13 protein-coding genes and 1 pseudogene are annotated in these 13,378 nt (G+C 34.5%); 13 read left to right on the top strand and 1 reads right to left on the bottom strand.

Annotated elements, in window-relative coordinates; genetic code table 11:
• Positions 1–225 precede the first annotated feature (225 nt).
• The 11 genes and pseudogenes from ribE (at position 226) to gorA (ending at position 10,489) form a co-directional block, all read left to right on the top strand.
• Positions 226–696 carry a 6,7-dimethyl-8-ribityllumazine synthase gene (gene ribE / locus J3U66_RS05520; protein WP_065634775.1) on the top strand — a complete coding sequence of 157 codons (471 nt, stop codon included), beginning with the start codon at positions 226–228 and terminating at the stop codon, positions 694–696.
• Positions 697–700: 4 nt separating this feature from the next.
• Positions 701–1,120, top strand: a complete 420-nt coding sequence (nusB, locus tag J3U66_RS05515) for a transcription antitermination factor NusB (protein ID WP_267333679.1) — start codon at positions 701–703, stop codon at positions 1,118–1,120.
• Between the two features lie 20 nt (positions 1,121–1,140).
• On the top strand, positions 1,141–2,211 hold the full coding sequence (locus tag J3U66_RS05510; protein WP_267348301.1) for a TrmH family RNA methyltransferase: 1,071 nt from the start codon (positions 1,141–1,143) through the stop codon (positions 2,209–2,211).
• A 148-nt stretch (positions 2,212–2,359) separates the two neighbouring features.
• Positions 2,360–3,295, top strand: coding sequence for a multifunctional transcriptional regulator/nicotinamide-nucleotide adenylyltransferase/ribosylnicotinamide kinase NadR (gene nadR / locus J3U66_RS05505; protein WP_267343607.1), 936 nt, complete (start codon positions 2,360–2,362; stop codon positions 3,293–3,295).
• A gap of 62 nt (positions 3,296–3,357) precedes the next feature.
• The gene (ubiE, locus tag J3U66_RS05500; RefSeq protein WP_065634779.1) at positions 3,358–4,134 is read left to right on the top strand and encodes a bifunctional demethylmenaquinone methyltransferase/2-methoxy-6-polyprenyl-1,4-benzoquinol methylase UbiE; all 777 of its coding nucleotides are present in this window, start codon (positions 3,358–3,360) and stop codon (positions 4,132–4,134) included.
• 20 nt (positions 4,135–4,154) lie between these two features.
• Positions 4,155–5,696 carry a ubiquinone biosynthesis regulatory protein kinase UbiB gene (gene ubiB / locus J3U66_RS05495; protein WP_267348299.1) on the top strand — a complete coding sequence of 514 codons (1,542 nt, stop codon included), beginning with the start codon at positions 4,155–4,157 and terminating at the stop codon, positions 5,694–5,696.
• A 69-nt stretch (positions 5,697–5,765) separates the two neighbouring features.
• The gene (gene tatA / locus J3U66_RS05490) at positions 5,766–5,981 is read left to right on the top strand and encodes a twin-arginine translocase TatA/TatE family subunit (protein ID WP_416379585.1); all 216 of its coding nucleotides are present in this window, start codon (positions 5,766–5,768) and stop codon (positions 5,979–5,981) included.
• A gap of 3 nt (positions 5,982–5,984) precedes the next feature.
• Positions 5,985–6,278, top strand: a pseudogene (tatB, locus tag J3U66_RS05485) (Sec-independent protein translocase protein TatB); the annotation flags it as partial.
• A gap of 44 nt (positions 6,279–6,322) precedes the next feature.
• Positions 6,323–7,093, top strand: a complete 771-nt coding sequence (gene tatC / locus J3U66_RS05480) for a twin-arginine translocase subunit TatC (protein WP_267333674.1) — start codon at positions 6,323–6,325, stop codon at positions 7,091–7,093.
• Positions 7,094–7,138: 45 nt separating this feature from the next.
• On the top strand, positions 7,139–8,563 hold the full coding sequence (hldE, locus tag J3U66_RS05475) for a bifunctional D-glycero-beta-D-manno-heptose-7-phosphate kinase/D-glycero-beta-D-manno-heptose 1-phosphate adenylyltransferase HldE (protein WP_267343605.1): 1,425 nt from the start codon (positions 7,139–7,141) through the stop codon (positions 8,561–8,563).
• Positions 8,564–9,136: 573 nt separating this feature from the next.
• Positions 9,137–10,489 carry a glutathione-disulfide reductase gene (gene gorA / locus J3U66_RS05470; protein ID WP_267348297.1) on the top strand — a complete coding sequence of 451 codons (1,353 nt, stop codon included), beginning with the start codon at positions 9,137–9,139 and terminating at the stop codon, positions 10,487–10,489.
• Between the two features lie 73 nt (positions 10,490–10,562).
• On the opposite strand, the gene J3U66_RS05465 is transcribed toward gorA, so the two are convergent.
• Positions 10,563–11,912: an MFS transporter gene (locus J3U66_RS05465; protein WP_267348295.1), complete on the bottom strand. Its 1,350-nt coding sequence runs from the start codon at positions 11,910–11,912 to the stop codon at positions 10,563–10,565.
• Between the two features lie 239 nt (positions 11,913–12,151).
• On the opposite strand from J3U66_RS05465, the gene J3U66_RS05460 reads away from it, so the two are divergent.
• Together J3U66_RS05460 and J3U66_RS05455 are read left to right on the top strand one after the other, a co-directional pair.
• Positions 12,152–12,733, top strand: coding sequence for a DNA-3-methyladenine glycosylase I (locus J3U66_RS05460; RefSeq protein WP_267333668.1), 582 nt, complete (start codon positions 12,152–12,154; stop codon positions 12,731–12,733).
• Positions 12,727–13,323, top strand: a complete 597-nt coding sequence (locus J3U66_RS05455; RefSeq protein ID WP_267343604.1) for a YdcF family protein — start codon at positions 12,727–12,729, stop codon at positions 13,321–13,323. The genes J3U66_RS05460 and J3U66_RS05455 overlap by 7 nt, the downstream gene beginning before the upstream one ends.
• The last annotated feature ends 55 nt before the right edge of the window (positions 13,324–13,378 follow it).

Here is a 13,378-nt window from a genome sequence, read left to right as displayed (position 1 = left end):
ATTAACAAAATTGTTTAATTAAAATTTTTCATATTACTCAAACTATTTAAGTTCTCATAAATAAAATCTTTGTATTTATTTTCCAATAAATTGTTAATCAAAACGAGGTTGTAGCGTTATTTGCTGATAGGATAAGCCTTCAAATCATGATATAATCAGCAAATATTTTCACCTACAATTAATCAAAGTAAAATTGCATTTATAATCGAACGATAAGGAATCACTATGCAAACAGTTAAAGGTAAAGTTGCTGCACCAAAAGCGAAAGTCGCTATAATTGTGGCACGTTTTAATCATTTTATTAATGAAAGTTTAGTAAACGGTGCTGTTGACGCGTTAACGCGTATTGGTCAAGTTGATGAAAAAAATATTACGGTTATTTGGGTACCGGGCGCCTATGAAATTCCGCTTACTGCAAAAGTTGCTGCACAATCTAAAAAATATGATGCTATTGTGGCTTTGGGGACTGTAATTAGAGGAAGCACTGCACATTTTGATTTTGTTGCAGGCGAATCAAGCTCTGGCCTATTAAGTGCTAGTTTAGAATTTTCAATTCCAGTCGGTTTTGGCATTTTAACGACTGAAAGCATAGAACAAGCCGTTGAACGTGCTGGCACTAAAGCAGGTAATAAAGGTGCTGAAGCTGCATTAACTGCACTGGAAATGCTTAACGTTATCAAAACAATTAAGGAGTAATTTAGTGGCATTAGTTAATCCTCGTCGTCGAGCAAGAGAATGCGCCGTTCAAGCAATTTACTCTTGGCAAATATCTAGAAATGATCTTGCTGATGTTGAGACAAGTTTTATGACTGAACAAGATATGAAAGGTGTTGATACGAAATATTTTCGAGAGTTACTTCATGGTGTTGCTAAAAACACTACAGAGTTAGATGAAAAAATGGCACCTTATCTTACTGAGCGAACAGTAGATGAGCTTGGTCAAGTTGAGTTAGCCGTATTAAGAATTGCGCTTTATGAATTAACCAAACGTCACGATGTACCTTATAAGGTTGTTATTAATGAAGCTATCGATTTAACTAAAACTTTCGGAGCAGAAGATAGCCATAAATTTGTCAATGGTGTTTTAGATAAAATTGCGCCAACCATTCGTACACGATAACCAATTATTTTGAGATAAATATGAACGATAATACTGAAAAAAATAAACCAGCTATTTTTTACGCTACAACTAATGACCCTAAAAAGCATTCTCGAACTAATAAAGAAAAAATTAGTGGGCATAAAGATAATCGCAAAGATAATTCTTTTCAGTTTAACGCTAAAAGAAGAGATAAGCGTAATAATGATCGAATTGAAACGTTCAAACCTAAAGCGGCTAAAACAGGTTTTGTCAAACAAAGTATTATTGTTGAAGTAAATAAATCTACGTATGATTTACAAGATGAAAACGAATCCCCTTGGCGCAAAAAAGTACGGGATAATGATCAAAGCCCTACATTTGGTTATGATGGCTACCGCCAACGTAAAGAAGAAACTTTAGTTTATAGTGAAAACAGTTGTAAATCGGTTTTTAAGCACCGCCGCGCGGCAATTGTAAAATTGTTCATTACGCAAGAAATGACTTATCAATTTAGGGATTTAATTAATTGGTTAGTTAAACAACGTTTAGGCTACAATATTGTTTCAAATGAGCAAATTGCCAAAATAACTCAAACTTCGCATCATGGTGGCGTTTGTTTGATCGTTAAAAAACGCGTTGCTATCACTATGTTTGACTATTTAGACAAATATCATGATAAACAGCAAGATTGTATTTTAGCGATTGATGATGTAAATAATCCCCATAATTTGGGTGGATTAATTCGTAGCGCTGCATTTTATAAAGTAAATGCTGTAATGCTACGACAAACTAATTTACTCGATAGTGGCGCAGCTATGCGGGTGGCAGAAGGTGGAATTGAAGCAGTTGAATCAATAAAAAGTGATGATTTTATTGTTTCACTTGATCAATTCAAACAGCATGGTTATCAAATTATTGTCTTATTACCTTGTCAGGTAAAATCAATTGCCTCAACAGAATTAGCAAAAGTTGAGTTTCATAAAAAAACGGTATTAGTCATATTCCAACAAATTAATATAAAATTAGTACAATGTGCTGATGTTGTGGTTCATTTGAAGGGGAATGATAACATGCCTTCACTTAATATCTCTGTTGCAACAGGTATTACTTTATCCTCAATGCAATATTAAAATATTTGATGTTATTGTTGACTATTTACTATGTTGAATAGTCAAAGTAAAAAAATGCTACAAAAACATTAAAATAGCATCAATTCATTAGACAATGTTAATATTTTCTGTACATTGTTAGCAGGATTTCAATGCGTTGGTAATAGTCATGGTATCTAAACATAAAGTTGGTTTGATTTTCGGTAAATTTTATCCTTTACATTGTGGTCATATCTATCTAATTGAAAAAGCGATGACACAAGTTGATGAACTCCATATCATGTTAGGCTGTGAGGCAAATCGTGATAAACAACTTTTTGCAAGCAGTCGCCTACCTAAACAACCACAAGTGTGTGATCGTTTTTCATGGTTACAAGAAACGTTTAAAGATCGCCATAATATTCATGTCCATATTTTAGACGAATCTAACATTGAATATTATCCAAATGGTTGGCAAGATTGGAGTGATCGGGTAAAACAGATTTTAACTGATCATAAAATAGAACCTACAGTGGTTTTTACCAGTGAACCACAAGATATTAAAAATCATGAATTATATTTTCATTGTCCAGCCGTGTTAGTCGATGCTAATCGCGATTTTATTAACATTAGTGCGACTCAAATTCGTGAAAATCCATATCAAAATTGGTCTTTTATTGCCAAAGCTGCAAAACCTTTTTTTGTCAAAAAAATAGCAATTATCGGACAGGGAAAATTCAATGAGCTCCCTTTACAATTAGCTAATATCTATAACACACAATATGTATCAAATGGGTATATTAATTACATTGAACGTGAAATATCAACCCCTTATAATCAGCGTTATTTGAGTGAAACTGATTATATCCGTATTGCAATGTTACATGTGGAGCGGTTATCAAAAGCGATCGAAACAAGTAATAAGGTGCTTTTTACTTCAATCGATTTCGAAACACTGTCCCAATACTATACGCAAATCTTTCAAAAAGAACATGAGGTTTTAAAAGGTTTGAAAGAAAGCTATCATTTTGATTTAGTTATTCATCAACAAGATCTTGATTCGTCCAACACGATGTTACAAAATTTTGAAGCTATTTCTAAAATGGTTGAGTCATTGTTGATTTAGTTCATCACATTTACAGTGGCTTATGCTAAAATAAGTCAACTCGATGTGATAGGTAAATTTTTATGTCTCAATCCCCTGATAAACAAGATAATAAAGAACAAGAAAAAATTGATTTTGGTTATACACAAGTTTTAAAGCAAGAAAAAGTCAAACGAGTTGCAGAAGTATTTCATTCCGTTGCTGATAAATACGATGTAATGAATGATCTTATGTCATTTGGTATTCATCGTATCTGGAAGAAGGTTACCATTGAATATAGTAGCGTACGTAAGGGCCAAAAAGTATTGGATTTAGCGGGTGGGACAGGTGATCTAACAGCCAAATTTTCTCAACTCGTGGGGGATGATGGGCTAGTTGTGTTGGCTGATATTAATGAATCCATGCTGAAAGTTGGTCGAGACAAGTTACGCGACAAAGGTTTATTCAAAAATATAGAATATGTACAAGCGAATGCAGAAGAACTGCCTTTTGCTGATAACTATTTTGATTGTATTACCATATCGTTTGGACTGCGTAATGTGACTGATAAACAAAAAGCATTGTGTTCGATGTGGCGGGTATTAAAACCAGGCGGTCGTTTACTTATTCTTGAGTTTTCTAAACCTCAATACAAAATTCTAAATAAAGCTTACGATTTGTATTCTTTCACGATGCTACCATTAATGGGTAAAGTTGTGGCAAACGATGCCGATAGTTATCGTTATCTAGCTGAATCTATTCGTATGCATCCTGACCAAAAAACATTAAAGAAAATGATGGAAGATGCCGGTTTTGTAGACGTTAAATATCACAATATGACAGGCGGCATTGTGGCTTTGCATACTGGTTTTAAATTTTAAGGCGACATGCGACAACGATTATGACATTTTTTCGACTTTATAAAATATTGGCAGTATTTCGTGCATATCGATTAGATGAATTATTGCCAAAACACCATTCAGTAAGATGGCCTAAATTTTTGTCAAAGTGTTTATTTTGGATCCGCCCCAAAGCAAAACACCAAGAAATAGGGGAAAGGCTACGTCAAGCTTTGCAAGAGCTAGGTCCAGTTTGGATTAAATTTGGACAGATGATTTCAACTAGGCGTGATGTATTACCTATACATATTGCAGATGCGCTGGCTAAATTACAAGATCAAGTCGACCCTTTTGATGGGAAAATTGCTAAACAAGTAATTGAAAGCGCATTAGAACAACCTCTAGATTACTATTTTTCTAATTTTGATGAAAAACCGCTAGCATCCGCATCTATTGCTCAAGTGCATACAGCGATATTAAAGCGCAGCCAAGCTGAGATAATAATAAAAGTATTACGTCCAAATATTCTACCGGTAATTCGCTCCGATATTGACCTAATGTATTGGGCCGCTAATCAGTTGACTAAACGCGTTAAATCGGGTGAAAAATTACGCGCTTTAGAGATTGTACGCGATTACGAAAGTACCTTATTAAAAGAGTTAGATTTACAGCAAGAAGCTTATAATACAGCTAGATTACGTGATAATTTCATCAATAGTGATATTTTGTATATACCGTATGTCTACCAAGATCTATGTCGAAAAAACATATTGGTTGAAGAGCGAATTAGAGGTGTTCCAATAGCCGATATTGAACAACTCAAGCATAAAAAAGTTAATATGAAATTACTGGCTGAACGAGGTGTTCAAGCATTTTTTACCCAAGTGTTTCGTGATAATTTTTTTCATGCAGATATGCATCCCGGTAATATCTTTGTGGATATTACTGATGTACAAAATCCAAGATACATCGGCATTGATTGTGCTATTGTCGGCGTACTAAGTGAAGATGATCAACGTTATCTTGCTGAAAATTTTCTTGCTTTTTTTAATCGGGATTATCGAAAAATTGCTGAAACTTATATTGCTTCGGGTTGGGTGCCTGAAACAACTGACGCAACTGCTCTTGAAATGGCAATGCGTAATGTTTGCGAGCCTGCTTTTGCTAAACCATTGTCAGCGATCTCTTTTTCACAAATTTTACTACAATTATTTCAAGTAGCCCGTCAATTTAATATGGATATTCAACCTCAATTAACTCTACTTGAAAAAACGTTATTTTACATAGAAGGATTAGGACGTCAGCTCTACCCCGAGCTTGATTTATGGCAAACCGCTAAACCTTTTTTAGAAAAATGGTATGAAGATAAGTATAGTGCTAAAAAAATATTACAACAATTTTGGACAGCATTACCGCAATGGCGCTCAATTTTGCCTGACTTACCTGTAAAATTAAATGATAATGCGCGCATGACAAAGCAGTTGAACCAACAATTAATGCAAATCCAGCAAGAGATAAAACAGAGTAAAAAGCGCGAATCTTATCTTTTGGGGTTCACGGTTGTTATCAGCCTATTATGTATAATGGCGCTGATCATTCATTAGCATGTTATTTTAAAATCGTATAAATTAAGTGTATAATTTGTTTACCTAAGCTTGTTGGAGAAAGTTATCATGATGCCAAGTTTACCCCAACTATTAATATTGATTGCTGTTGTTGTATTATTATTTGGAACTAAAAAATTACGTTCATTAGGATCGGATCTTGGTGCGTCTATCAAAGGCTTTAAAAAAGCGATGAATGACGATGATGACAAAAAAGATCGTAATGATTCACAACAAGTTGAAAATCTTGATTCTTCCGATAATAATACTAACAAAAAAGAGTAGCCTGTGTTTGATATTAGCTTTGGGCAATTACTATTAGTAATGATTCTTGGGCTGGTTGTATTAGGTCCCGAGCGCTTGCCTGTGGCAATTAAAACCGTTGCTAGCTGGATCAAAGTACTTCGTCGCATGTCAGCGACTGTACAATTAGAGTTAAATAAAGAACTTAAATTACAAGAGTTACAAGACAGTTTAAAAAAAGCTGAACAAAGTGGCTTAAAAACGCTCACTCCCGAGATTCAAGCTTCAATTGACGATTTAAAACGCGTTACCGAATCATTACAAAAAGAAATTGATTCAGCCGCTCACATTGATACTCAAACTCATTCTGATAAAGATAAATCATGACAGAAGACGCTACACAACCGTTAATTGGACATCTAATCGAGCTTCGGACTCGACTTTTACGCTGTATTATCTGTATTTTACTGGTATTAATTTGTTTACTCTATTTCTCAAATGATATCTATCATATTGTAGCTAATCCTTTAATTAGCCAATTACCGCAAGGCAGCAGTATGATTGCGACCGATATCGCAGCTCCTTTTTTTACCCCAATTAAACTCACCGCTATAGTCGCTATTTTTATTTCGATTCCCTATGTACTTTACCAAGTTTGGGGATTTATTGCTCCAGCCCTCTATCAGCATGAAAAACGTTTGGTTATGCCACTGATCGTATCAAGTACTGTACTTTTTTATATGGGGATTGCTTTTGCTTATTTTGTGGTGTTTCCATTAGCATTTTACTTTTTTATTCACACTGCACCAGTTGATGTTGCGATTAATACCGATATTACGAAGTATCTTGATTTTGTCATGACACTTTTTATCGTATTTGGTTTTGCATTTGAAGTGCCTGTGGCTATTATATTGCTCTGTTGGACAGGTGTTACCACTCCAAAAAATTTAAGAAAAAAACGCCCATATATTATTGTTGGTGTATTTGCTGTCGCTATGTTTGTGACCCCACCTGATGTATTTTCACAAATTCTTTTAGCGATTCCTATCTGTTTATTGTTTGAAATTGGTACTTTTTTTGCGAGGTTTTATCGCCCAAGAACCGCAGATATTAAAGACAATGAAGATGATAGCGAATCAAATAAAACTGAATAAGTCGTTATATAAATATAAATGATAAGTAAAGGATAATTATTGATAATGAAAACTTCATTACCTGATTTTAGTCAAGCCAATGTATTAGTTGTTGGTGATATCATGTTAGATCGCTATTGGTATGGTGGAACCAATCGTATATCGCCTGAAGCGCCTGTACCTGTGGTTAAAATTGATGCATTAGAAGAGCGGCCAGGTGGCGCTGCCAATGTAGCAATGAATATCACTTCATTAAGTGGCAATGTTCGTTTAATTGGCTTAACAGGAATTGATGAAGCTGCTAAAATTCTCGATGAAGAATTAAGCAAACATCATGTTCATTGTGATTTTGTTGCTGTTTCTACTCATCCAACCATAACTAAATTAAGAGTACTTTCGCGTAATCAACAATTAATTCGAATCGATTTTGAAGAAGGATTTGATAAAGTTGATGCTAGCCCAATTTTAGAGCGTATACAAACTGCATTAACTACACATAAAGTATTAGTTTTATCTGATTATGCAAAAGGCGCGTTATCGTCCGTACAAAAGATGATTGATCTTGCTAATCAAGCTAATGTTCCTATTTTGGTTGATCCTAAAGGAACTGACTTTGAGCGTTACCGCGGCGCAACGTTACTGACACCAAATATGTCAGAATTTGAAGCAGTGGTAGGGCAGTGTGATAGTGAGCAAGAAATTGTCGAAAAAGGGCTTGCACTTATCAAAAAATATCAACTTAAAGCATTACTTGTTACGCGTAGTGAAAAAGGCATGACACTATTACAGTTAGATAAACCAACTTATCATTTACCGACACAAGCTAAAGAAGTCTTTGACGTTACTGGCGCGGGTGATACTGTGATAGCCACATTAGCCGCGGCTTTAGCATCAGGTCAATCACTCGAAGATAGCTGTTATTTAGCCAATGCAGCAGCGGGTGTGGTTGTAGGCAAATTAGGTACTTCTACAGTATCACAAGTTGAGCTTGAAAATGCCATTCGAGCTCGAAAAGATAATGGTTTTGGTGTCATGACGGAAGATGAGCTAAAAGAAGAAGTTAAAAAAGCGAGACAACGCGGTGAAAAAATTGTCATGACCAATGGTTGCTTTGATATTTTGCATGCTGGTCATGTTTCTTATCTAGCCAATGCTCGAAAATTGGGAGATCGATTAATTGTCGCTGTAAATAGCGATGCATCGGTAAAACAATTGAAAGGTGAATCAAGACCGATTAACCCACTTATGCAACGTATGATTGTTTTAGGTGCGCTTGATTCAGTTGATTGGGTGGTACCATTTGAAGAACAAACACCACAACGACTGATCGCTAATATATTACCTGATGTATTAGTTAAAGGTGGTGATTATAAACCGGAAGACATCGCCGGTGGCAAAGAGGTGATTGATGCTGGCGGCATTGTCAAAGTACTTAATTTTGAAGATGGTTGTTCAACGACAAATATTATTAACACGATTAAAAGTCGTTAAATATCATTTTATTAATAAGACTACTTGAGTTAAGCAGGTAGTCTTATTAGCTGTAGAAATCTATCTTTCTGTTTTTAATTAAATAACACCAGTGTTAATCGTTTCAACTGCTACTAATAAGTTTGTTGCTAACTAGAATCATTATATGATGTGTAATAATGTATATTGTTGGTACGACAACTAAATATTTTATGGATAACAAGTAAAATTATCATTGTTAGGATAAAGTTTAGCGATTACCAGTGAGTGGTAGCTTAAGTACCTAATATCACAGCAGTTAATATCAATAATCAGTAAAATAGTTTTTTGGGGTTAATACCTCTGTAATCCTATATAATTTTTTATTCAAAATTAAATCAAACCAAATCAATAGACATTATAATTACATACTATTATTAATTTAATTATTTAAATTATCCTTTTATTACTTTTGAATTTATTCGGAAATGCAAATCTTGGTCGCATAATCAATCGTTAATAACTATCATTAAATTTTAAATTTAATACTTTTTTTATTATCTCGTTTGTGCAAAGCTATAGCTAAATGAAGACAACGAGTATTAAGGATATTGAATGACGAAACATTATGATTATATTGCCATCGGTGGTGGTAGTGGCGGTATTGCGTCAGTTAACAGAGCGGCGTCATACGGAAAAAAATGCGCAATTATTGAAGCAAAATTATTAGGTGGTACTTGCGTTAATGTTGGTTGTGTACCTAAAAAGGTGATGTGGTATGGTGCGCAAATTGCCGAAGCAATAAAACATTATGGTCCAGATTATGGATTTGATACAACGATAAATCAATTTAATTGGGACAAATTAATCTCAAGTCGAAGCGCTTATATTGATCGTATTCATCAATCTTATGATAACGTGCTACGTAAAAATAAGGTGGATGTGATTCAAGGATATGCTAAATTTATTGATTCACATACAGTTGAAGTAAATGGTGAATGTTATAGCGCGGATCATATTTTAATTGCAGTTGGTGGTAAACCAACTATACCTAACATTCCTGGTGCGCAGTATGGTATTACTTCTGATGGCTTTTTTGCATTGAAAGCATTACCAAAGCGTGTTGCAGTTGTGGGTGCGGGTTATATAGCTTGTGAAATTGCCAGTGTATTACATTCATTAGGCTCACAAACTCATCAATTTATTCGTAAAGCGACACCATTACGTTCTTTTGATCCACTTATTGTTGAGACATTAATGGAGGTTATTAAGACAGAAGGCCAAACTTTGCATACTTTTGCTATTCCTCAGTCTGTTACTAAAAATAGTGATAATTCATTAACATTAACGTTAGAAAATGGCGAAAGTTATACTGTTGATTGTGTGATTTGGGCAATTGGTCGAGAACCAGCAACCAACGATCTAAACTTATCCGCAGCAGGGGTAAAAACTAATGATAATGGCTTTGTTATGGTCGACAAATATCAAAATACTAATGTTCCAGGTATTTATTCTGTTGGCGATGATACAGGTGCTATCGCTCTAACACCTGTTGCCGTTGCAGCTGGACGCCGCTTATCTGAACGATTATTTAATAATAAAGTGGATGAACATTTAGACTATACTAATATTCCAACAGTTGTATTTACTCATCCAGCAATAGGTACGGTTGGTTTAACTGAACCTGAAGCCATTGCGCAATTTGGTGAGCAAAATGTAAAAGTATATACCTCAACTTTTACTGCAATGTATACTGCGGTCACAACGCATCGCCAACCATGCCGAATGAAGTTAGTGTGTGTTGGTAAAGACGAAAAAATTGTCGGAATTCATGGTATGGGTTATGGTATGGACGAAATGCTGCAAGGTTTTGCTGTGGCGCTTAAAATGGGTGCAACCAAAAAAGATTTTGATAATACTGTTGCTATTCATCCAACTGCGGCAGAAGAGTTTGTAACAATGCGATAATACTATTCAAATTTTAAAGTGACAACTTAAAGAAAAAGCAGATCTATTTGATCTGCTTTTTTTACTAAAATGATTAATGATCCGCTTCGTTTTGCCAGCCATTTTTAGCTAGAGGATAAAAACCAACAGCTACTGCAATTAGCGCAACAAATGAGATGTAAATTCCCGCACCTAAATAGCTATATTTACCTAATAAATGGTCAGGACTCAATAAATAAATGGTTGATGTAGGTGTAATGGCACTAAATAGTGCATATGCTGAATTATAAGAAAATGATAAGCCTGAATAGCGAATAGTTGGTGGAAATGTTCTGGTACCAATAATTGGTGTCATGGCAATAGAACCAATAAATAGTCCAAATATCGCCCAAAGGCAGTACAGTTTTGCTAACGACATATCAGCAGTCAGTGAACTATAGAAAATGATACTGGCAATTGCAAGTCCGCCCCAGGTTATTACGACTGTTTTACTTGTTCCTAATTTATCATCAAGCCAACCAGAAATAACACAGCCTATTGTTAGTGTCAAAGCCGCAATGCAACCACCGATACGCCAATCAAGATTGGAAAAGTGATACATTTCTCCAACAATATGGCCAGGAGTAATTAAAATACCGACCATGATTGCAGTGGATAATGACCAAGTTAATAAAGCTACGATAATACATGCAGTTTTATGTTTTTGTAGTACCGTAACCACAGGAATATTTTTTTCGATAGCCTTACGGGCAGCTAATTCTTTAAAAATTGGTGTTTCTGATAGGAATCGACGTAAATAAACTGAAATCACACCAAAAATACCACCAATAATGAATGGAATACGCCAAGCATAATCTAAAATATTTTCTTTGGTAAAATAAAGATCAATAATAATTGTTACAATAAAGCCGAGCATAATTCCACCCGTAATGCCTGATGTTAATGTGCCGACACCTAAACCATAGCGCTGTTTTGGCACATGTTCGGCAATAAACACCCATGCACCTGGCATTTCACCACCAATAGCTGCGCCTTGCAGCATACGCATCACTAATAGCAATAATGGTGCAAAAATACCTATCATTTCATAAGTAGGTAAAACACCAATGATAAATGTCGGTAACGCCATCATTGCTACACTTAAAGTGAACATTTTTTTACGTCCTACTTTATCGCCAAAATGAGCCATGATAATGCCACCAACAGGCCTTACCAAATAACCAACAGCGAAGATACCCCACGCAAAAAGATTTAAAGTCAATGGCGATAAAGTGTGGGGTAAAAAGAGTGGTTTGACAATGGTATCAATATATAGCGCATAGATAACAAAGTCATAAAATTCTAACGTTCCCCCTAAAGAGGATAAAACTAATGTTTTTAAATCCTTACTGTTTAATGGCCGGGCATTGGGTTGCCACTGCGCATTGATTTCAGATTGACTCATGAAAAGACCTTATAATTATTGTTAAATTAAGATAGATAATAAAAAAATATACTTTTTTTGATTAAAACTAAATATAAAGCGCTCATTTTGCCACAAAAAAATGTGTTTTTTTTTATCATAAAAAAATTTAATGGATGTTATAAAACCGACTATTTGATTTATAATTTACTATAGCTAAATTATGTATAATGTTTTTTCAAATGAATATTAAAAAAATTCATTTATTAGGTAATAACTTGATGAAAAATAATGAAATAACACGTTGTAGTTGGGTTTCAAATGATTCGTTGTATATTGACTATCATGATAATGAGTGGGGTATTGCACAATACGATAGTCTTAAATTATTTGAAAAAATTTGTTTGGAAGGTCAGCAAGCAGGCTTATCTTGGATTACCGTACTAAAAAAACGTGATGAATATCGTCGCTGTTTTTTTAATTTTGATCCTAAAAAGATTATTCAATTAACAGCGCAAGATATCGATAAATTACTTACAAATAAGGGATTAATTCGAAATAAATTAAAACTTAATAGTATTATAAAAAATGCTAAAGCTTATCTTGCAATGCAAAATAATGGTGAAGATTTTTCACAATTTATTTGGTCATTTGTGGGTGGCAAACCAATCATTAATCATTTCAACGATATAAGCGAAGTTCCTATTACTACTGATATATCAGATAAAATGTCTAAAGCGTTAAAAAAAAGAGGCTTTAGTTTTGTTGGTTCGACGATCTGTTACGCTTTTATGCAATCGATGGGATTGGTTAATGACCATTTTCAATACTGTTATAAAAAAGGGTGTGAATCTAAATGCTAAAATTTATTAAATATGGTGTATTGGTTGTTTTAACATATTTCATTATTTGTAATATTGTTATTTATCTTTATGCACTTAAAAAACCTGAGAGTCACGCTGATGTGTTGATTGTCTTAGGCGCTCAAGTAGTTGGTAACCCAGCAGAAGCATCACCCAGTTTACAAGTTCGCTTAGATTCGGCAGTAAATTATTTAAACGATAATACCGAAACTAAAGTCATCGTTTGTGGTGGTAAAGGTCAAGATGAGTCAGCTACAGAAGCCAGTGTGATGGCTCGTTATTTGCTCAATAAAGGCATTGATTTATCGAGAATCTATATTGAAGATAAATCACTACGTACTGTGGAACAAATACATAATGTACTTAATATTTTACCACCAAGTAAAACCGTAATTGCGACTAACGATTTTCATCTATTACGCTCTATAATGTTAGCTAAACGATTTGGTATCGAAGATGTATCTGGTTTATCAAGTCATTTAAGTTATGACAACGTTGATAGATATTTAGCATTGATCCGAGAACCACTGGCATTACTTAATTCATGGCTCTTCGATCATCCCAACGATTCAAGACAGTCACAACCATAAAAAATGGTCATGCTGCATACTCCCAAACTAATTAATTTATCAATAATTTGTTGAT

It is taken from the genome of Gilliamella sp. B2969 (assembly GCF_026536195.1).
GTDB lineage: Bacteria > Pseudomonadota > Gammaproteobacteria > Enterobacterales > Orbaceae > Gilliamella.
The sequence above is the reverse complement of the archived record's forward strand: the minus strand, read 5'-3'. Positions and strand labels throughout refer to the sequence as shown.